Annotated in this window: 17 protein-coding genes; 6 read left to right on the plus strand and 11 right to left on the minus strand. The window is 35.1% G+C overall.

Features of this window, described 5'->3' with window-relative positions; all coding sequences use genetic code 11:
* Window positions 1–52: 52 nt before the first annotated feature.
* Window positions 53–601 carry a TVP38/TMEM64 family protein gene (locus FH036_RS19950; protein WP_000852210.1) on the plus strand — a complete coding sequence of 183 codons (549 nt, stop codon included), beginning with the start codon at window positions 53–55 and terminating at the stop codon, window positions 599–601.
* 63 nt (window positions 602–664) lie between these two features.
* Here the strand turns inward: FH036_RS19950 and FH036_RS19955 are convergent, their stop codons facing one another.
* From FH036_RS19955 to FH036_RS19965, 3 genes are all read right to left on the minus strand, one after another.
* Window positions 665–2,365, minus strand: a complete 1,701-nt coding sequence (locus tag FH036_RS19955) for a M4 family metallopeptidase (RefSeq protein ID WP_139896160.1) — start codon at window positions 2,363–2,365, stop codon at window positions 665–667.
* A gap of 167 nt (window positions 2,366–2,532) precedes the next feature.
* Window positions 2,533–2,661: an NprX family peptide pheromone gene (locus tag FH036_RS19960; protein WP_138322496.1), complete on the minus strand. Its 129-nt coding sequence runs from the start codon at window positions 2,659–2,661 to the stop codon at window positions 2,533–2,535.
* A gap of 1 nt (window position 2,662) precedes the next feature.
* A complete protein-coding gene (locus FH036_RS19965; RefSeq protein ID WP_138322497.1) occupies window positions 2,663–3,934 on the minus strand; it encodes a tetratricopeptide repeat protein in 1,272 nt (423 codons plus the stop codon).
* Window positions 3,935–4,134: 200 nt separating this feature from the next.
* On the opposite strand from FH036_RS19965, the gene FH036_RS19970 reads away from it, so the two are divergent.
* On the plus strand, window positions 4,135–5,598 hold the full coding sequence (locus FH036_RS19970; protein WP_044791408.1) for a nicotinate phosphoribosyltransferase: 1,464 nt from the start codon (window positions 4,135–4,137) through the stop codon (window positions 5,596–5,598).
* Window positions 5,599–5,799: 201 nt separating this feature from the next.
* On the opposite strand, the gene FH036_RS19975 is transcribed toward FH036_RS19970, so the two are convergent.
* The 7 genes from FH036_RS19975 to fdhF all read right to left on the minus strand — a co-directional run bounded on the left by FH036_RS19975 (window position 5,800) and on the right by fdhF (window position 17,314).
* Entirely contained in the window at window positions 5,800–8,166 is a 2,367-nt protein-coding gene (locus FH036_RS19975) for a heavy metal translocating P-type ATPase (RefSeq protein ID WP_139896161.1), read from the minus strand.
* 23 nt (window positions 8,167–8,189) lie between these two features.
* The gene (locus FH036_RS19980) at window positions 8,190–8,567 is read right to left on the minus strand and encodes an ArsR/SmtB family transcription factor (protein ID WP_000918377.1); all 378 of its coding nucleotides are present in this window, start codon (window positions 8,565–8,567) and stop codon (window positions 8,190–8,192) included.
* A 266-nt stretch (window positions 8,568–8,833) separates the two neighbouring features.
* Complete coding sequence (locus tag FH036_RS19985) at window positions 8,834–10,249, minus strand: amino acid permease (protein WP_001284877.1); 1,416 nt, start codon at window positions 10,247–10,249, stop codon at window positions 8,834–8,836.
* 103 nt (window positions 10,250–10,352) lie between these two features.
* Window positions 10,353–11,486, minus strand: a complete 1,134-nt coding sequence (gene ald / locus FH036_RS19990; protein WP_001219742.1) for an alanine dehydrogenase — start codon at window positions 11,484–11,486, stop codon at window positions 10,353–10,355.
* Window positions 11,487–11,855: 369 nt separating this feature from the next.
* Entirely contained in the window at window positions 11,856–13,727 is a 1,872-nt protein-coding gene (locus FH036_RS19995; RefSeq protein WP_044791412.1) for a glycerophosphoryl diester phosphodiesterase membrane domain-containing protein, read from the minus strand.
* Window positions 13,728–13,882: 155 nt separating this feature from the next.
* Window positions 13,883–14,365, minus strand: a complete 483-nt coding sequence (locus FH036_RS20000; RefSeq protein WP_044791413.1) for a helical membrane plugin domain-containing protein — start codon at window positions 14,363–14,365, stop codon at window positions 13,883–13,885.
* A 12-nt stretch (window positions 14,366–14,377) separates the two neighbouring features.
* Complete coding sequence (gene fdhF, locus FH036_RS20005) at window positions 14,378–17,314, minus strand: formate dehydrogenase subunit alpha (protein ID WP_000840640.1); 2,937 nt, start codon at window positions 17,312–17,314, stop codon at window positions 14,378–14,380.
* 300 nt (window positions 17,315–17,614) lie between these two features.
* On the opposite strand from fdhF, the gene fdhD reads away from it, so the two are divergent.
* On the plus strand, window positions 17,615–18,421 hold the full coding sequence (gene fdhD, locus FH036_RS20010) for a formate dehydrogenase accessory sulfurtransferase FdhD (RefSeq protein WP_016716428.1): 807 nt from the start codon (window positions 17,615–17,617) through the stop codon (window positions 18,419–18,421).
* Window positions 18,422–18,652: 231 nt separating this feature from the next.
* The gene (locus FH036_RS20015; protein ID WP_000405883.1) at window positions 18,653–19,159 is read left to right on the plus strand and encodes a GNAT family N-acetyltransferase; all 507 of its coding nucleotides are present in this window, start codon (window positions 18,653–18,655) and stop codon (window positions 19,157–19,159) included.
* 357 nt (window positions 19,160–19,516) lie between these two features.
* Here FH036_RS20015 and FH036_RS27475 read toward each other — a convergent pair whose 3' ends face one another.
* Entirely contained in the window at window positions 19,517–19,639 is a 123-nt protein-coding gene (locus FH036_RS27475) for a hypothetical protein (protein ID WP_001068392.1), read from the minus strand.
* A 329-nt stretch (window positions 19,640–19,968) separates the two neighbouring features.
* Between FH036_RS27475 and FH036_RS20020 the strand changes: the two genes are divergently transcribed.
* Window positions 19,969–20,640 carry a response regulator transcription factor gene (locus FH036_RS20020; RefSeq protein ID WP_000238954.1) on the plus strand — a complete coding sequence of 224 codons (672 nt, stop codon included), beginning with the start codon at window positions 19,969–19,971 and terminating at the stop codon, window positions 20,638–20,640.
* Between the two features lie 74 nt (window positions 20,641–20,714).
* Window positions 20,715–22,178, plus strand: a complete 1,464-nt coding sequence (locus tag FH036_RS20025; protein WP_044791416.1) for a HAMP domain-containing sensor histidine kinase — start codon at window positions 20,715–20,717, stop codon at window positions 22,176–22,178.
* Window positions 22,179–22,327: the final 149 nt, after the last annotated feature.

Raw genomic sequence — 22,327 nt, forward strand, 5'->3', positions numbered from 1 at the left:
CTATACAATGGAAATATGGTGTAATGCAAAAAAAGATAAAGGATTTTAAACAATGGCTGAAACAATTCAAAACTTCTTAACAGACTATTATTCAATCGCAATTCCACTTAGTATCTTAATCAACATAGTCATTAGCCTTTTAGGTGTTATCCCTAGTATTTTTTTGACCGCTATTAACATACAGCTCTTTGGTGTAACAAATGGAACCCTTATTTCGATCGCAGGTGAGGCATTAGGGGCTATTATTTCGTTTTATATTTATCGTATAGGCCTTCAGAAATTCACTCACAGCAAAGTAAATAAGTACCCAAAGGTAGAACGCCTACTTTATGTAGAAGGTAGAGAGGCCTTTCTACTCGTTCTATCGTTTCGATTCATACCTTTCATCCCATCAAGTATCGTGACTTTATTTGCCGCTCTAGGCAAAATGTCATTACTATCCTTCAGTATTGCCAGTACGATAGGGAAAATACCGGCTTTGTTAATCGAAGTATATTCGGCCTATCATGTTATGAACGGAACAAATGAAGCGAAGTGGATTGTGACAATCGCAGGTTGTATCGGATTATATTATTTGTGGAAAAAATGGAGAAAAAAATAAAGAAGGAGCATAGGCTCCTTCTTTATTTTTGAGGTATTTTCTTAATAGCTACCCTTTAAATCCTTAGTTAATACCAACTGCACTAAATGATTGCTTAACCGCATTTACTTCAGCAGAATTCGCACCATATAAATCAGCTGCAGCTTGTACTGCGCCAGCACGCGCTTGACTAAATGTAGTAGATTGCGTGAAATATTGTGTGTTTGCACGGTAATAGATTGCACCTAGCTTATCTTTACCAATACCAGTTACAGTTACACCGTAATGCGTACCGCCATTTGCTAATAAATAAGCTTGTTTGTTAATGATACCACTGTTTGTATGAACCCCACCGTTATCACTAGTACCAGTGTAACGCTTAGAATAATGATCTGGATCACCATATTTCGTTGGATCACTCATAGAGCGAAGTGCATCTCCTGCTTTACCAGGCGTATAAATATCTTCACCAATTTCCCAATCTGGGTTACGGTTATCATAGAATTCTACTAAAGTACCAAAAACATCTGAAATAGCTTCATTTAATGCTCCTGATTCATTTTGATAAATTAAATCTGAGCTATACTCTGTAACAGCATGCGTTAATTCATGTCCGATTACATCAATTCCACCAGACAATGAAGTGAATGTTACACCATCACCATCTCCGTATACCATTTGTGATCCGTTCCAGAATGCATTGTTATACTTACTTCCGTAATGAACTGTTGATTTTAATGGTGCTCCTGCATCATTAATAGAATTTCTATTAAAAGTAGCTTTATAGTAATCATATGTTTTACCTGCATAGTAATGAGCATCTACCGCTGCTGCATCATACGCTGCATTGAAAACATTATCTGCATCTACCCATAAAGTTCCTGGCAATGTAGTACGATTTTTCGCATCATATGTGAAAATCGTTGCTCCGCGCGTATTATCTTGTAAGTAGTAAGATGAGCTAGATAACGTTGTATTAAGCGACTTCGTATCTCCTAATACACCTTTACCAGTACCCACTGCATTTGTTCCTGTTACAGGCTTTACAGCTGGTTTCACTTCCTGTTTAGGTGCCTCTTGCTTAACTGGTGACTTATCTTCATTTGCTACATGATCAAGTTTATTATATTTATTTAACACTTTACCGCTGTCTGCTTCAATGAAATAGTAGTAGTTTCCTGGACTTGGGTCTAAGAAGTTTAAATTTACAACGTATGCATATGTTGTTTCCTCACCGTTTTGATATACATATAAGTCCGCTTTTGGTTCTACCTCATATTTAGGTGTAATCCCTAAATCTTTTTGCGCAATTTCAATTGCTTTTGCGCCTTCGATCTTATTTTTATTTTTCAATTTTTCTTTTTTGTCTAAATCAGGCGCAACTGTTCCAGACAATACTTTTAAAGAACCATCTTTACTTACGTGAGCTACTTGCGTAGAACCCCATACAGGTACTCCTTCGTATACTTGTTGCAAACGTAATACTGTTGAATCAGTTACAGCATCTTTCTTCACTTGTTTCACTTTGAAAGAATCTTGTGCACTCTTTTCCCCTAACTTATAATCACCTTTTGCCGCGTTTAAGTAATCAAACACAACAGATTCTGCTTGCTTACCAGTTGCTCCAGTTAGATTCCCAGAAATAAACTCCGGTGACTGTACTGTCTCATTGTACTTCTTCGTAGAGAGCACATTTTTAGAATCTGCAAATGCAGAGCCTGTCCCTCCAAACGTTGTAACTGCCATTCCTGTCGCTAACACTAACGCTAAACTTTTCTTTTTCATGAACCTTCCCCCTAATAAATTATTTTTTGAAAAAGAGTAGTTTCATATTAGCATTATGTTTTCACTATTAATATACTAAAAATTCAAATAATTTATTTCTCAAGTTTTGTAGAATTTTGGGGAACAAATATTGAAAAACCCCTTTCCGGTTGGAAAGGGGTTTTTTATTAAGAATTTACCAATTCAACTACTTTTTCTCCTTGACCATAGATATCCGATGTCCAAGCATATTGTGGTTCCAATACTACCAATACAGCTATCAAAGCCAAAGCACCAATAATTATTTTCTTTTTCATACTATTTTCCTCCCTTTTCTTCTAATAAATTAATTGCTAGTTTATAGTAATTATTACTTTCCCTATACTCTAATAATTCTTCATGGTATCCCGCTAGTTCTAAATACACCATTTTTAATTCTTTTTTATTCTCTTCACTTCTAAAGAACGGGATTGCCTCAACCTCTAAAAACTTTTTATAAACATCTTTAGTTTCAAAATATTTATGCTTAAGTATTAAAAGTATATATAGCATACTTTTATACTTTTCATCCCTCTTCGCGACATCTATCCCTTTATCAATCCAATCTTTTGCTTCTTTAAATTCTTTTAATTCAATGCACTGCAAAGCGATCTCATATACTGCATCAATATAATTTAAATCCTCTTCCTTTTTGTACTTTAGACATTGCAAATAATAGTCTTTAGCTTTCGCATAATCTTTTAAGTTATAGTACAAGAAGCCTAAATTATTTAAAGCAATAGCTATTATACTTTCTTTATCGGCAAAAGAATTTGCTTCTCTCAAAATATTATTATAAATAGCTAGTGCTTCATTATATTGTTTTTTTTGTATATAACTCAATGCAATAAGTAACTGGCAATTTATCACATAACGGAATTTATATTCATTCTTAAATCCTTCCATTGCTACATTAGCAAAATGTAAAGTCATATGTTCAACTTCCAATTCATTATAAACAAGAGCTAAGTTGAAATATATTCCATTTTCATGATAACCTTGTTCCTTTGCCATTACTTCTGTTCGAGTCAAATACTCCAATGCCCTCTTATATCTATGTTGTAAAAAATAATACAAGCCTTTGCTATACGTATATAATAATTTTTGGAATGGTGAATACTTTTTGTACATCTTCTTTAAGCTCTCTAATTCTTCTTTGACAGCAGGAAAATCTCTCTTCATAATTAAATACCGCGTATAAAGTAACTTATAATAATTTATAATTTCAAAATCCAAAACATGCTTCATTTCACCTTGTAATTCTTCATATATGCGCTCTACTTGTGGCTTGTCCAAATGAACTAATGCATTTAACCATTCATCCAGCTTCCCCTTCACATCTTCTTCTACATCCCTCAAATCCGTCACGGCAATTTCTAATCTTGCGCAGAGCAATTGTAGAATCTCTTCTGATGCTTCGATCTTTCCATTTTCGATTTTACTTAAGTATGAGACAGAACAAATGCCCTGACATAATTCTTCTTGTGTCATTTTTTGCTGTAGCCGTTTATAAAAGACTTGTTTGCCTATTTTTTCTAATGTTTGTTGCATTGTCCTCCTCCATTCTCATTTACCCCCATTACTCTAATAATACATAAAATCTTGAGAAATATAAATTGATAAATGTTAATTTTCTAAAAAATATGCATTATTTCATTTTTTTCCCTCTTGACTACACCTTCATATCCATTCTTTGCTACAAGCGGTGAAAAATTGGTATACTATAACCAAATTATGGAGGTGTTTTCGCGATGACTTATTATAAAGACGATAGCTATGCCTTACATACAGATTTATATCAAATTAATATGGCTTATACATATTGGAAAGATGGTATTCACAATCGCCGCTCGGTGTTTGATTTATACTTTCGAAAGCTTCCATTCGAGAACGGTTATGCTGTTTTTGCTGGCCTTGAAAAAATCGTAGAGTACATAGAAAACTTCAGCTTTACCGAAAGTGATATCGCTTATTTAGCAGAATTACAATTCGAAGAAGAATTCCTTCGTTATTTACAAAATATGAAATTCACTGGGACGGTTCGAAGTATGCAAGAAGGTGAAGTTGTCTTTAATAACGAGCCTTTATTACGTGTTGATGCACCGCTTGGCGAAGCACAAATTATTGAAACTGCCCTGTTAAACATTGTGAATTACCAAACATTAATTGCAACAAAAGCAGCTCGTATGAAGCACGCTGCAAATAACGATGAACTTTTAGAGTTCGGCACAAGACGTGCCCACGAGTTCGATGCAGCCCTTTGGGGCACACGAGCTGCCTTTATTGGTGGTTTCTCATCTACAAGCAACGTTCGTGCTGGGAAACGCTTTGGGATTCCTGTAGCTGGCACACACGCTCACTCTTTCGTTCAAGCATATCGCGATGAATACGTCGCGTTTAAAAAATACGCTGAAACTCATAAAAAGTGCGTCTTTCTCGTTGATACATATGACACATTAAAATCTGGTGTTCCAAATGCAATTCGCGTGGCAAAAGAGTTCGGGGATCGCATCGATTTTTACGGAATTCGCCTCGATAGTGGTGATATGGCTTATTTATCTAAAAAGGCAAGAAAACTACTAGATGAAGCCGGGTTTACAAATACAAAAATTATTGCTTCTAGCGATTTAGATGAATACACCATTATGCATTTAAAATCTCAAGGAGCAAAAATTGATGTATGGGGCGTTGGAACAAAATTGATTACCTCCTTTGAGCAACCAGCTTTAGGAGCTGTTTATAAACTCGTTGCGATTGAAGATACTGATGGAAAGTTAAATGATACAATTAAAATTTCATCTAATCCGGAAAAAATTACGACTCCAGGACTGAAACGAATTTATCGCATTATCAATCGAGTTAATGATCATGCAGAAGGCGATTATATTGCATTAGATTATGAAGAACCAGGAAAAGAAGAACGCTTAAAAATGTTTCACCCTGTTCACACTTATATAAGTAAATTTGTAACAAACTTTGAAGCGCGTGAACTGCATAAAGACATTTTCGTTAACGGTGAAAGAACATATGAACTACCAGGCATACTAGATATTCAAAAATATAATGAACAAAGTCTCGCACTATTTTGGGAAGAATATATGCGAACTTTAAATCCTGAAGAATACCCTGTCGATTTAAGTCAAGAATGCTGGGATCATAAAATGAATTACATTCAAACTGTTCGAGAACAAGTTGAAAAAAATATACAAAAATAAAACAGAGAAGCTGCTCCTTCTCTGTTTTCTTCAATGCTATATATCTTTGTAAAAAATATATTAAAATAACAAGACAAATATTTTATATTTGTAAATTTTAATATTTGGTTATTTATTCATAAAATAATATTTGTTATTATTTTATTGAGTCAATTTCAACAGAATAACCTAAAAAAGAGGACGCAGATTGCGTCCTCTTTTTTATAAATCTTTCACTCGTAGTACACGCATTGCATTTAACACTGCAAGTAGTGTCACACCCACATCTGAGAAGACAGCTTCCCACATTGTTGCAATACCGAAAGCACCAAGTAGTAAAACTAATCCTTTTACCCCTAATGCAAAGATAATATTTTGCCACACAATGCGTCGTGTACGTTTTGCAATGTTTACAGCTGTTGCAATTTTTGATGGCTCATCAGTCATAATAACGATATCTGCCGCTTCAATTGCTGCATCTGATCCTAAACCACCCATCGCAATACCAACATCGGCTCTCGCTAATACCGGTGTATCATTAATACCATCACCAACGAAAGCAACTTTTTCTTTTCCATGCTTCGCTGCATCAATTTTTTCAATCTCTTCTACTTTTTGTTGCGGTAATAGTTCTGCGTGAACTTCATCTAAACCTAATTCTTTACCAACAGCTTCACCAACTGGTTTTGCATCACCAGTTAACATGACTGTCTTCTTAATACCTAGTTCTTTTAACTTTTGAATTGCTTGTTTTGAATCTTCTTTTACCTCATCAGAGATAACAATATAACCTGCATATTTTCCATCTACAGCAACGTGAACTAATGTACCTACTGTTTCTGGTTGCTTAAATGTAATGTTCTCTTTTCTCATTAATTTAGCATTACCTGCAAAAATTTCTTTTCCTTGTACTTTTACGACTGTACCGTGACCAGAAATTTCGTTATAATCATCGATCATTTTTTCATCAACTGATTTTCCATATGCATTTCGAATCGATTGTGCAATTGGATGGTTAGAATACACTTCAGCAAATGCTGCATACTCTAATAATTCTTCATTTGTAATACCTTTGCTCGGTTCCATTTTTGTAACTTTGAAGACACCTTTTGTTAATGTGCCTGTTTTATCAAAAACAATATATTTCACATCATTTAAAGCTTCTAAATAGTTACTCCCTTTTACTAACACACCACTTTTAGATGCACCACCGATACCTCCAAAGAATCCAAGAGGAATAGATACAACTAACGCACACGGACAAGAAATTACTAAGAACACTAAAGCTCTATAAATCCAATCCGAGAATGTAGCTCCTTCTAAAATAAGTGGTGGAATAAACGCCATGATCGCTGCTGTAATTACTACAACTGGAGTGTAGTAACGCGCGAACTTCGTAATAAAGTTTTCTGTTGGCGCTTTTTTACTGCTTGCATTTTGAACTAAATCTAAAATTTTTGATACAGTTGATTCACCAAATTCTTTTGTAACTTCAATTGTTAATACACCATTTTGGTTCACAAAACCACTTAATACATCATTTCCAATTTCAACTTCACGTGGTACAGATTCACCAGTCAATGCTGAAGTATCTACCATTGATGTTCCTTCAACTACTTTTCCGTCTAACGGTACTTTCTCACCAGGTTTCACGATAATATAATCGCCGATTTGTACATCTTCTGGTGATACTTGTTTCGTTTCATTTCCAATCTTTACATTTGCGTAATCAGGACGAATATCCATTAATGAAGTAATTGATTTTCGAGAACGGTTTACCGCAATACTTTGGAATAGTTCTCCTACTTGATAGAATAACATTACTGCAACCGCTTCTGGGTATTGTTGAATTGCGAAAGCTCCTAGTGTTGCAATTGCCATTAAGAAGTTCTCATCAAACACTTGGCCACGAGTTATGTTTCTTACTGCTCTCCAAACGATATCTCCACCAATTAATACATACGCAAGGACGAATAACGGAATTGTGATCATTTGTGGTAAGCCAGCTAATGCAGCAATTGCTGTCAAAATTCCGCCAACCACTAATCGTCCTACCATCTTTTTCACATTTGCTTCTCCATGATCGTGACTATGTCCATGGTCATGACCACCCTTTTCTTCACGAACAACTTTCACATCTGGTTCTAACTTTTGAACGACATTTGTTATATTCGCTACAGTCGTTTCTAATTCTCTTTTATTCGCTACTTCAACTCGTAATTTCTTTGATACAAAATCAACAGTTGCTGCTGAAACCGTCGGCATTTCCTTAACTTTATTTTCAATCTTCATCGCACAATTTGCGCAATCTAAACCTTCTAATATAAACACTTCTTTTGCCATTTTTGTGTTTTTTTCTTCTTGCACTTTAATGTGCGGTTCTAATTTTGTAACAAGTTGTTTTGCTTCTGTAACAACTTCGCTTGCTTTATTTTGCGCTGTTTCTAAAACCATTGTTTTTGTCGCGAAATTTACAGAGCAAGAATTTACTCCTTCTATATTCCCAACGCCTTTTTCAATTTTCATTGCACAGTTTGCACAATCTAAACCTTCTAACATCAGTTTCTTTTTCACTAATGCTTCAGCCATCGTTCTCCCTCCTCGCGTTCTATTTATTCTTCCTCGTTTACGTGTTCAAACGCTTGCTCGAAGATATGAATTACGTGTTGGTCAGCTAACGAATAATAAACAACCTTTCCTTCTTTACGATTCTTTACAAGTTTCGCTTGCTTTAACACACGAAGCTGATGTGAAATAGATGATTGTGTCATTCCTAATAAATACGCTAAATCACAAACACACATTTCAGCTTCAAATAACGCATGTAATATTCTTGTACGTGTACGATCGCCTAATACTTTAAATAATTCTGCTACTTTACTTAAACTTTCATCCGTTGGAATTGTTTGTTTTACTTGATCAACAACTTCTTCATGAATTATCGTTTGAGAACATGTCTCTTGTGGTGTTTCTACTTTATTTCCAGCCATTATAGCCCACCTCTTTATTTGAACATATGAACAATCATTCATATATCTTATACCTTTATTATATGAGCGCCCATTCATATGTGTCAATGAAATCTCATACATTTTTTTGAACATTTCGTTCACATTTTAAAAAGATCTACACATATTTTCCGCATCCATTACATTCTCATACAAAAAAGAATATACACTTTACACAAAAGAAAAAGCCTTGCGCGTTCCCTAGACGCACAAGGCTTACTATACTTATATCCCTTTTAACTAAGCTTTTAATTAGCTTGTTCTAAATTATCCTGCGAACTTCCATCGTCTTTTAAATGACTATGTTTTTTCGAATAAACAAAGTATACAACTACTCCAATTGCTAACCAAATACCGAAGTAGATCCATGTTGTTAATGGTAGGTTAAACATTAAGAATAGACAACATGCGATTGAAATAAGCGGTAGCGTTGGTACAAGTGGTACCATAAAGCCACGTTTTAAGTTCGGATGTGTTTTACGAAGAATAATAACTGACACACCTACCATCGCAAATGTTAACAATGCTCCAATATTCGCTAAATTCGACAATTCTTTTAAATCGATAAATCCAGCAATTAAAGCACTGCCAATACCTGTTAACCAAGTTGAGAATACTGGTGCTTCTGTCTTTTTATTAATTTTCGCAAATGATTTTGGTAATAAACCATCACGGCTCATCGCGAAGAATACACGTGTCGTTGCATAAATGTAAGCAAAGATTACAGCCATAATACCAATTACAGCTCCAACTGCGATTACACCCGCTACTTTATCTTGTCCTACAACTTCTAACACATATGCCATAGCTTCTGGTACATCTAATTCTTTATAAGAAACCATACCTGTCATAACGAGACATACTACAACATAAATAATTGTACAAATAACTAACGAAGCAATAATACCAATCGGTAAATCACGTTGTGGATTTTTTACTTCTTCAGCAGAAGTTGCTAATGCATCAAATCCTAAGAAAGCAAAGAATACTGCTGCTCCGCCGGCAAAGATTCCGCTAATACCGTATGGTGCAAATGGTGTCCAGTTTTCTGGTTGTACGTAGAACGCACCAACTGCAATGAATAAAATAACAATACCAATTTTAATTAATACCATTATGTTATTCACACGCTTACTTTCTTTCGTACCTCTTGATAGTAACCAAGTTAAAACTAATGTAATGACTACTGCTGGTAAATTCACGATCCCACCTTGTGATGGAATCTTTAACAACTCTGTTGGAATTTCTAATCCGAATCCACTCACTAAGTTATTAAAATAACCTGTCCATCCACCTGCTACTGCGGCAGTTGTTACGACATATACAGATAGTAATGTCCATCCCATTAGATGGGCAATAAACTCACCAATCGTCGCATATGAATATGTGTACACACTACCTGAAACCGGAAGTGTAGATGCAACTTCTGCATAACACAACGCTGCAAATCCACAAACAATCGCTGCAATCATGAATGAAAAGATAACTGCTGGACCAGCATCTCTTGCTGCTACTAATCCTGTTAATACTAGTACTCCTGTACCAATTATCGCACCAATCCCTAGCATTGTTAGGTCAAATGCCCCTAGCGTTTTCGTTAAAGTTTTACTTTTACTTTCCCCTAACAATTGCGTAACGGATTTCTTTTTAAATAGGTTGGCCACGATGTATGCCCCCTTTTGCCAAGAAGAGCTAAGAGATATTCACTCTTAGCTCTTATCATGTTGGTTTATATATTGTTCGATTTTGTTTTGTATAATGCTTGTATTAGCAAGATACTGTTTCTGCTTCTAATAATTCTTTAGCACCTTTGTACTCTACACCGTGAGCTTCTGCAACTGCTTCGAATGTTACATAGCCATCTAATGTGTTAATACCTTTTAGTAATGCAGAGTTGCCTAGGCAAGCTTCTTTGTAGCCTTTGTTAGCAATTTGTACTGCGTATGGTACTGTTACGTTTGTTAATGCAAGAGTTGATGTACGTGGAACCGCACCTGGCATGTTTGCAACTGCATAATGAACAACGCCGTGTTTTTCGTAAGTTGGGTTATCATGAGTTGTAATACGGTCAGTTGTTTCGAAAATACCACCTTGGTCAATCGCGATATCTACAACAACAGAACCTGGTTCCATTGATTTAATCATTTCTTCTGTTACAAGTTTTGGCGCTTTTGCACCTGGGATTAATACTGCACCGATTACAAGATCAGACTCTTTTACAGCTTCTGCAATATTGTACGGATTAGACATTAAAGTTTTTACTTGGTTTCCGAAAATGTCATCTAATTGACGAAGACGTTCTGCACTTAAGTCGATGATTGTTACATCCGCACCTAGTCCAACTGCAATTTTAGCAGCATTTGTACCAGCTTGTCCACCACCGATGATTGTTACTTTACCACGTTTAACCCCTGGAACACCTGCAAGTAAAATTCCTTTACCGCCTTTGTTCTTCTCAAGGAATTGTGCACCAATTTGTGCAGCCATACGACCAGCTACTTCACTCATAGGTGCAAGTAATGGTAGAGAACGGTTTTCTAATTGTACTGTTTCATATGCAATAGAAACAACTTTCTTTTCGATTAATGCTTTTGTTAATTCTGGTTCTGGAGCTAAGTGTAAGTATGTGAATAAAATTAAACCTTCGCTGAAGTGTTTGTATTCGCTTTCAATTGGTTCCTTAACTTTCATAACCATTTCCATGTTCCAAGCTTCTTCAGCTGTATCAACAATTTTCGCTCCTGCTTCAACATACTGAGCATCTGTGAAACCAGATCCTAAACCTGCACCCTTTTGAATGAATACTTCGTGATTGTTACGAATTAAATGTACAACACCTGCTGGTGTCATTGCCACACGGTTTTCGTTGTTTTTAATTTCTGCTGGTACCCCAATACGCATAATGAAATGCCCCCTTATAATTAACAGAAAAAAGAAAGTCTTTTTTCTTTTTGTAATAATTAATAACTTATGTCCTTATTCTAGCATAACTTAAAAGTTATGAAAACGCTAACATACTACATTTTTAAAGTTTATATATTTAGAATAGTGTAAATATATAAAACATTGATTCTATTAGCCTCTTTGTTCCATCTCATTATCTATCACTCTATTTTTATTATACTCCTTTAAAATAAGCAGCAATCATTTATTATTCGACAATAATGTAACAATGTAAGAAATACCAATGATGCCGTATACATATACAGTTATTAATTTACACAATACTTTAGAGATATATTCTTTTTGTAAAAAAACAGCTGCAGGCATTTAGCCAGCAGCTGGGTAACTTATAAATAACTTGGAAAATAAATCATCTGTTGTTTCCGTAATTTTATCAAACAGATCACTTTCTTCCTCTTCTTGCTCTTTTAACATCTTAATTGTTTCACGTGCCGATTCAGGGTAATCGGTAATGATACCATCTACGTTTAACTTATAATATCCCTTTAAACTTTCCATATCATTTACTGTCCATACGTAAATTGGCTTGTTTAACTTCCTTGCTTCTCTTACTAACTTCTTATTTAACATATATTCTTCCGCTACATAAAAATCAGCTTTCACATTCTTTAAGTTAGCTCTACTTGCATATAGTATATATCCGACTTTTATATCTGAATTTGCACGCTTAAACTCTTTAATAAGCGGGTAATGTAACGTTTGAATAACACATTGCTTCTCAAATTCATTATCTTTAATCGTTTTTAATACTTTGTTTACAAAGTCTTTTTCGCCCCCATGAAGCTTCACTTCAATATTGAGTTTGATTTTTCCCTTTGCCAACTTAATGATTTCATCCAGCGTACTGATTTGTCCTGAAAAACCATCTTGACTAAGGGTAAGCTGCCTTAACTCTTCCATCGTTAAATCCGAAACATGAACATTAGCATTGGCAAGACGTTTCAACTTCAAATCATGTATAACTGCTAGTTCACCGTCTTTCGTTTGTAGTACATCAATTTCAGCGTAGTCTGCTTTCGCATCAATAGCTCCCTGCACAGCTTCTTTCGTATTTTCTACACCTTTTGAAATATAACCGCGATGAGCCATAATAATCGGTTCTTTATATGTGTTTGTAATAAAGGTCACAATGAAAGCAACAACCATTCCAGCCGTAATAATTCCTACAATATATACACCAATAAATTTCCAACGATGTTTTTGGAAGAAACATTTATCTGCCTTCGTCTTTGAATAATCTAATCCTTCTTCTAATAAAACATCTTCGACTGGAACCTTTTGTAAATACAATCTTGTTAACGCCATAATATAGAACGGCGTCATAATAAAGCTAAATAGATACAATGTACTTGTTAGGAAAACTGAAATAGTTGACTCTGCTAGTAGTGCAAATGTCCCTTCTGGGTTTGTAAATTCATATACTCCCCACAGACAAAGTAAATAAACTCCTACACATAAAAGAAAAACAATTCCTACAGATATGAAAAAACCTACTAAAAAGAACAAAACTTTAAAGAAGCTTTCTTTTACTAAGTTTGCGCTTTTGCGTGCTGCCGTACGGAACGGCTTCTCCTCTAAAACAATAATAGGTAAAACAAAAATCCAACGAAGGTTCAAATAGGCAACTACAGCAAAGAAAGTATAATATCCAACTTGCCCCATTGTTGTCTTAAATAGTTCACCTGTAATAAAATTAGGAATTTGAATTTCAGGAATCAATGCAGATTTATATCCCATACTTAATAGTGGTAATAGTACAACTGCATACAAAACAAAGCCAGGTAAGCAATATGTAAACAGAGAAGGTAAATACGTTACTGTTTTATATAAAATTGGACGTAATCTCACCTTTTGCCTTTTATGAGCGAAGTACGAAATGATAATAAGTACTGCAAACTCTGTAAAGATCAGGAACAATGCCAATATAGATAAAATTACAATCGCCAAAATTCCGTATGGTGTTTTCAAAAATGCTAATAACTCGTCATTTGTTGCGTTTGCATACCCACCAAAGTACAACAACTTATTGAAAATAATACCAAAGAGCGGGATAAACACAATCGCTGCTAACAATTTATAAGCAAGTTGGAATGTTAACACATTCCAAAAGGCAAATCTAACAGTTTGAAAGGAATGTCTCATTACTCCTGGTATAGATAGTTTTTTACGGTGTTGCATATATTCCTCCACATTCTAAAACGATATTTGAGATGGATTCCACATTTCCAGTTCTAATCCATCCCTTTAATAATAATATATTCCGCTTAACATGAACACTCTTATACATATAATGAAAAAAGTGATGGCTATTTCCCATCACTTTTTCACTTACTCTATTTTTTCTCTAACCCTTGTCCAAATGCTTTCAAAAAGCTAAAACCGAATGTAATGGCTCTATTGATATCTGGATCTTTTAACACTTTAAAGAAATCCATCACTTTTGTTTTTTTACCACTCTTTAATTCATCTGTTGCAAATTGCAATCCAGTGACTAAACTCGATGTGATTTGCTTTGTTACTTCTGGGTCAACTGAGGACAGTGCTTCCCCCGCCCCCATCATGTTGTTAAGTGCATTTTTAACTGGTTCACGATTTAATTGCTCCACAGCGATTTTTGAAACATCTTCCTTCGCAGCAAGTAAACTAATCGCCGCATCTAATATTCCAGCCTTCTGTAACTGCGCTAACAGCTGCATCGTTTCTTCTACTGCTTCACGATTATTAGATAGCTCATTTAGAAGTTCATTTGCTACTTGCTGTTTCTGTTCTTCCTCTGTTACAACTTTCTTTTTAATTAAAGTAATTTCTTTCGCCACTATCTCCGCCCCCTAGTCCACGAGTGATACGTATTGTTTTCTTTGCCATTTTTGCTCGATTTCAACACCATTTTGCGGATTACGCTTTTTATCTCGCGGGTTTGAAGATGGTAACGGACGATTTCCTTTTTCACGTAATACACGCATTTTCACCATCGTTTGTTTGTACGCCGGTGTACACGTATAAAGGTCTGTTGCCGTCCCAGTTAAAATATTGATCGCTTCTTCATTTATCGTTGCATGCATCGGTAAGTATAGCTCTTTCCCCGTTACACGCTCAGTAATAAGCGCTTGTACTTTAATTTTGCCAAATGGTGATGCTAATTCTACAAGACCACCATCTTTCACATTGCGCTCTATAGCAAGTTCAGGTGAAATTTCAACGAACACTTCAGATACTTTAGATAAAATACCAGCCGACTTATTCGTCATATTCCCTTCATGGAAATGTTCTAGCATACGTCCATTATTTAAAAGTAAATCATATTCATCTGGCGCTACAACTGGTGGTACCCATTCATCTAGTGATAAACGAGCTAGTTTATCTGGGAAGTTAAATCCGTCTACATATAATAGCGGTGTATCACTACCATCATGACTACCCCAACATAAACTATTCCATCCTTCTAGACGATCGTACGTTGCTTGAGAGTATAACGGTGCAAGCGATGCGATTTCGTCCATAATTTCACTTGGACTTTCGTAATTCCAATCCCCGCCGAGTGCACGAGCAACTTTTTGTAAAATCCACCAATCTGGTTTTGAATCACCTAGTGGTTTTAATACTTCATATAATCTTTGAATACGTCGCTCTGTATTCGTAAACGTTCCTTCTTTTTCTAAGCTTGGTGCCGCTGGTAAAATAACATCAGCAAAACGAGCTGTTTTTGATAAGAACATATCTTGAACAACTAGGAAGTCTAAATTCGCTAAAATATGTTGCACATGGTTCGCATTGGAATCGACTAAAGCCATTTCTTCCCCCATGACATACATACCACGTAGTTTTCCTTCTTCTGCCGCAAGTAACATTGCGATATTATTTAATCCTGGTTCTTTCGGAATCGTTGTGCCGTATGCTTTTTCAAACTTAGCACGAAGCGTATCATCCGATACTGCTTGATAACCTGGAAGCCAGTTTGGTAATGTCGCCATATCACAAGCACCTTGTACGTTATTATGACCTCGTAATGGATATGCGCCTGCACCAGGACGACGATAGTTCCCCGTAACAAGCAGTAAATTGGAAATGGCAGCAGATGTTGTACTTCCCCCTGTATTTTGCGTTACACCCATTCCCCAAAGTATACAAGTTCCATCTGCTTCATATACCATACGAGCCATTTCTTTCAGGTTTTCTTTCGAAATTCCCGTAATTTCTTCTGTATAATCAAGCGTATACTTTTCTAACATTGTGCTATATTCATCAAAGTTCTTCACATTTTCAGCTATGAACTTTTTATCATGCCAATCTTGATCAATAATATATTTCGTAATACCAGCAAGCCATACGTAATCTGTACCTTGGCGCGGATGAATAAATAAATCCGCACGCTCTGCCATTTCATGTTTACGAAGATCTGCTACAATCAGTTTTTGCTCGTGTAATTTATGAGCACGTTTTACACGCGTCGCGAGTACAGGATGTCCTTCTGTTGGATTCGCACCAACGATAATGACAAGGCCTGCTTCAGCTATATCTTTCACTGTTCCAGCATCCCCGCCCATACCGACAGTTTTAAATAAACCATCTGTCGCTGGAGATTGGCAATAACGGGAGCAGTTATCCACATTATTTGTTCCATATATTTGACGAGCTAGTTTTTGCATAAGGTAATTTTCTTCATTCGTTACTTTCGAAGAAGAAATGAACCCAAATGCATCGCTGCCGTATTCTGATTTAATATGTTGCATGTTAGAAGCCACAACTTCAAGAGCTTCTTCCCATGAAGCTTCAACAAACATATCTCCTTGGCGAATTAATGGCTTCGTAATGCGATCTTCACTGTTTACAAAGTCCCATCCAAATTTACCTTTTACACATGTGGAAATGCCATTAACCGGTGCATCAGAAACAGGTTGCACTTTTAATATATGGCGATCTTTCGTCCATACTTCGAATGAACAACCGACACCACAAAATGTACAAACAGTTTTTGTTTTATTCACTTTCGTCTTACGCATCGCAGCCTCTACTTCTGAAACTGCTAAAATACTACTATATCCAGGCTCTACATCCTTTACAAAATCAATCATCGGATCTAACACATCTGATTTTAATCCTGTCATGAATCCAGCTTCACCTAACATTGATTTTTCCATTAACGCATTACATGGACATACTGTTACACACTGCCCACAACTTACACAAGATGAGTCATTTATACTTACACCATGATCCCATATAACACGCGGACGATCTAAGCTCCAGTCTATCGATATCGTTTCATTAACCTGTAGGTTTTGACATACTTCTACACACTGTCCACAAGCAATACATTGATTTGGATCATACCGATAAAACGGATGTGACATATCCACTTCACAAGCACTTACTTTCGGCTCATACGGATATTTCTGTTCTTCAATTCCCATCATGTGTACTGTATTATGAACCTTACAATTACCGTTATTGTTATCACATACGGTACAATACAATAAATGATTCTCTAATATTCGATCCATCGCCTCAGTCTGCGCCTCTTTCGCACGCTGTGACTGTCTTTCAATATGCATACCGTTCTCTAATTTCGTTGAACAAGCACGCATTAACTTCCCATCTACTTCTACAATACACGTATCACAAGTTTGAATTGGATCTACTTCTGGTACATGACAAATTTGAGGATGTTCCAAATTACTCTCGTTAAATAATTGTAGTATCGTCTTTTCACCTGATGCTGAAAATTCTTTACCATCTACGGTTACACGGACTGTCTGTTCTGCCATAGTTTCCCCTCTCCTTACAACCAACTGTACAACACATTTGTGAATCCGTTTTCATAAATGAATTACTGTACATATTTTTGAAACGCCCTGCCCAAATACTTTTCTTATGAAGTCGATTCTAGATGTTTATAAGGCATCACTACGAAAGCTTGAAAATTTCACTATTCTACATTTCTATTATATCGTATATATACAATAATAACCAAAATAATCTGATACCTCCCTTCTAACAGCTGTTTTTATTTTTTCAATGTTTTATGATGAATGTGGGAGAAAATACATATAAAAGGGGAATTTAATATGGAGCCTACGCAAGAAACGTATACAATTGTACGTTATCAATCTGGTACATTTTCAAAACAACTTGATGAGATTGTTACAGAATCTCCTATTACAATTAAATTGAATGGTGAAGAATATGTAACAGTCGTATGTACACCAAATTATATTGAAGATATGGTCATTGGTTTTTTAATTTCTGAGGGGATTATTTCTTCTTATAAAGATGTTGAAGAACTATGGGTGCAAAAAGATAACGGAATTGTCCATGTAACATCATCAAAAATAAATCCGCTCTATCAAAATTTATATAATAAACGATACATCACTTCCTGCTGCGGAAAAGGTAGACAAGGTTTTATTTTCGTTAACGATGCAGCAAAAGCAAAAGATTTACATGATATACATGTAAAAATTACTCCTGAAGAATGCTTTTACTTAATGAATACTTTACAACAATCTTCCACTACCTTTCGCCAAACTGGCGGTGTTCACAATACCGCGCTATGTGATCGAAACAATATCCTCCTATCAAGAATGGATATCGGAAGACATAATGCATTAGATAAAATATACGGCCATTGTTTGCGTAACGATATATCTGTCAAAGGAAAAATCATTGCATTTAGCGGGCGTATTTCATCCGAAATTTTACTCAAAGTTTCAAAAATCGGATGTGAAATTGTTCTATCTAAGTCCGCTCCAACAAAACTAGCATTGCAACTCGCCCATGATTTAGGCATTACAGTCGTAGGATTTATTAGAAATGAATCCTGCAATATTTACACACATCCACATCGAATTGATGGTTATCGATCGAATAACTAAAATAACTCCTCAATCGAGGAGTTATTTTAGTTATGAAAATGTAATATATTAAACACTTGAATAGTTAATAAAGTTAATATATAATTTCATTACATAATTAAAAACAAAATATTGTAGCATATATCTTTTCATTCTTTTACACATTAAAAGAGACTGCTAACAAAACGCATACACATTCTTATATATGTAATGGATTTATTTGATTTAAAATCGACCAAGGAGGTTACAACGATGGAAATTCGCTTATTAACGACAGAGGACGCAGAAATATATTTAAAAGTTTGTATGGAAGGTTTAACGAAGAACCCGGAAGCTTTTAGCTCTTCTTATGAAGATGTTCTTAAACATGAAAATCCTGTGGCTGCTATGGCTAAACGATTAAGCAATCCGGATAAGTATACTCTAGGTGTCTTCAAAGATAACGATTTAATCGGCATTGCTACTTTAGAAACAAAGCCTTTCATTAAACAAGAACATAAAGCAAAAATCGGTTCCGTTTTTGTTTCCCCTAAAGCACGTGGCCTTGGAGCAGGACGAGCTCTTATTAAAGCAATTATTGAAAATGCCGATAAATTACATGTAGAACAACTTATGCTCGATGTTGTAGTTGGTAACGATGCAGCAAAAAAATTATATGAGTCATTAGGTTTCCAAACTTACGGCGTACAAGAGCGTTCATTAAAACATAACGGTCAATACTGGGACGAAGAACATATGGTTCTATTCTTAAATGATTAATACTTCAATCTAGTTTTCCAAAAGCATCTTTTTATTAAGAAAGATGCTTTTTTCATTACAACAATGTAATCTTCATGTCACCTTTATCGATCGTACCAAACCTTTCCATTCATTATACTAAAAATATAAAGTGAAACTTTACTCAGTGGGGAACTACATCCCACGCTGATCGCATGTACTTGATATGTAGAGGAGAATGTGACATGAAACAAAACAAACGAGCTATGCTTTTAATATTTACTACAGCAATTGTAACTTCTGGATTAGCAATTTTACCTTGGTTTATTATATAAAAATACTCCCCCTAACAACGAAAAAAGCTTATTGCTTCTTAAGAAGCAATAAGCTTTTTTTATATTATAAAATCCCCAAAATTTTATTTACACAACTTATAATAATAACCATAGATACGGCAACGCACATGACAACCGTATTACGATCTTGCTTTTCTTTTTTTGAAATTTCTTCTTTTGGATTCATGTGTATGATCTCCTTTTAAAAAAAGTGTGAGATAGGAAATTTTTCTTATCCGATGCGAGGTGAATACGAAAACCCTCTCTATCTCACATACACAATAGAATGGAATTGTCATTTTATAAATAAAATGACATGACGTTATGTCGCAACATAGGGTATTTTGTGTCGCTACGTTTTCTATTATAAAAAATAGTTGTGCAAAACTAGTGCATTTTTTATGTCAATTACTCTGAGCGAGAAATCACTCTTCCACTCAATCACATAAAAAGAGTTTTTTATCATTTTCATGTAAACTATACAAGTAGAATGAACAGTTTGGGGTGCACAAGATTATGGTGAAAATTTTATTAGTAGACGATGAAGAACGTATGTTACGATTATTAGATTTGTTCTTAAGTCCTCGTGGCTATTTTTGTATGAAAGCTACCTCTGGCCTTGAAGCACTAAAGTTAATAGAACAAAAAGACTTTGATATTGTTTTGTTAGATGTAATGATGCCGAATATGGATGGATGGGATACTTGCTATCAAATCCGTCAAATTTCCAACGTTCCAATCATTATGCTAACAGCTCGTAATCAAAATTACGATATGGTAAAAGGCCTTACGATCGGCGCAGATGACTATATTACAAAACCATTTGATGAACATGTATTAGTTGCACGAATTGAGGCTATATTACGCCGTACAAAGAAAGATGGGTTTGTTAGCTTCAATGGTATTGAGTGGGATAAAACGAAACATACTGTCACAGTGTATGACGAAAAAATCTCACTGACTCCTATCGAATTTTCGTTACTTGGACTATTTTTACAAAATACAAACCGTGCTTATAGCCGAGATGATTTAATCGAAAAAATTTGGGGTTATGAAACAGACATTGAATATAGAACAATCGATTCACATATTCGCAATATCCGTGATAAATTACGTAAAAAAGGATTTCCAGTTGAAAATTACTTAGAAACTGTTTATAAGGTCGGATATAAATGGAAAAGTGAATAATTACTTCGGTCAGTGGAAAATACCATACCACTGATTAAAGTTTCACTTTATATGAAATAAGGTATGGTGAGAAAATGAGTAAACTTTCACTTAAAATTGGGACATACTTTTTAATACTAGCTTTATGTATTGAAACAATTGCTTTCGTATCTTTTTACAAAAGTATTTCAACAATGCGGATTGAGGAAGAAACACTAGCTCTTTTAGAAAAAGGTAATCGCTATAGTAACAAAATTACACAACGCGCAAAGTGGAGTGCATTTGCTAAAGAAAAGAAACACGGCGAACGCGCTGAATACAATAAAAATCCTAAGCGTCCTATATACCCAGAGTTCGATATCGCTGATGAGGCTGAACACTTAGTTGAATCAGAATCAATTGCTAACTCTGATATAGCTATCATTATAACGGACAATAATGGAAAAATCATTTCCACTTCAGAACCTGTAACAAAGGCGATGCAAAAACAACTTACTTGTAAAACAGAACATATTCCAGCCAACGGATTAGTTGTCGAAAAGAACTGGAAAAAATCAAAATTCATCACAACGGTAAGCCCACTTAATACAGCAGAGTTTCAAGGAAAGTTATATATGTTATTAAAAACATCTTTTTTAGAAAATATGTTACTTAAACTCATGAACCAATTTCTTATCATTAGTGTTTTGACTGTTATTCTAACGACTATTTCTGTCTTTGTTTTTTCTCGTGTTATTACAGAACCGCTTATAAAAATGAAGAGGGCAACAGAAAAAATGTCAAAATTAAATAAGCCAATTCAATTAGGTATTAAACGGAATGATGAACTTGGAAGCTTAGCAAAAACGATTGAAGATTTGTCCAGTGAACTAACTTATATGAAAAAAGAACGCAATGAATTTCTTGCTAGTGTCGCCCATGAACTATTAACTCCATTGACCTATATGAAAGGTTATGCGAAAGTAGCAAAGAGAGACACTTTAACGAAAGAAGAGCGAGAAGAATACTTACAAATCATTGAGGATGAAACAGATAGTGTAACTGATCTCGTTCAAGATTTATTTATGCTTGTACAATTAGAACAACACCAATTTGTTATAAAAAAACAAAAAGTGCTTCTTAGGCCTTTTTTAGAGCGAATGGTTGAAAAAACAAAAACAACATTAACGAATAAGCAAATGCAACTCCATGTATATTGTAAAGATGATTTAGAAGTTTGCATAGACGAAAGACGTATGGAACAAGTTATGTTAAATTTATTACACAATGCTTATCAACATTCGCTAGAAAACACCACTATTACAATACGCGTACTCACAGAAACAAATTCTTTTACAATAAGTGTACAAGATGAAGGTGAAGGTATTCCTGAGGAAGATATTCCGCATATTTTCGATCGTTTTTATCGTGTTGATAAATCTAGAACGAGAGCTACTGGAGGAAAAGGTATCGGGCTAGCTGTTGCGAAAGAAATTGTGGAATTGCATAACGGTGCCATTCTAGCAACAAGCAAATTAGGGGTAGGAACAACCTTTATAATTGAGCTACCTTTTGAATAATATGTGTGTGAAAACACCAGTAGTAGTAAACACTACTGGTGTTATTTTGTTCATAAAATCAGCTCATTTAGGCTAAGCTTTTGAAATTATTCTTATTTCAATATAAAATAAAGTGAAACTTTAATCCATGGAATGGTTCACCCCATGGA

Origin of the sequence: Bacillus sp. CD3-5, from assembly GCF_006349665.1 — a bacterium.
GTDB lineage: Bacteria > Bacillota > Bacilli > Bacillales > Bacillaceae_G > Bacillus_A > Bacillus_A paranthracis.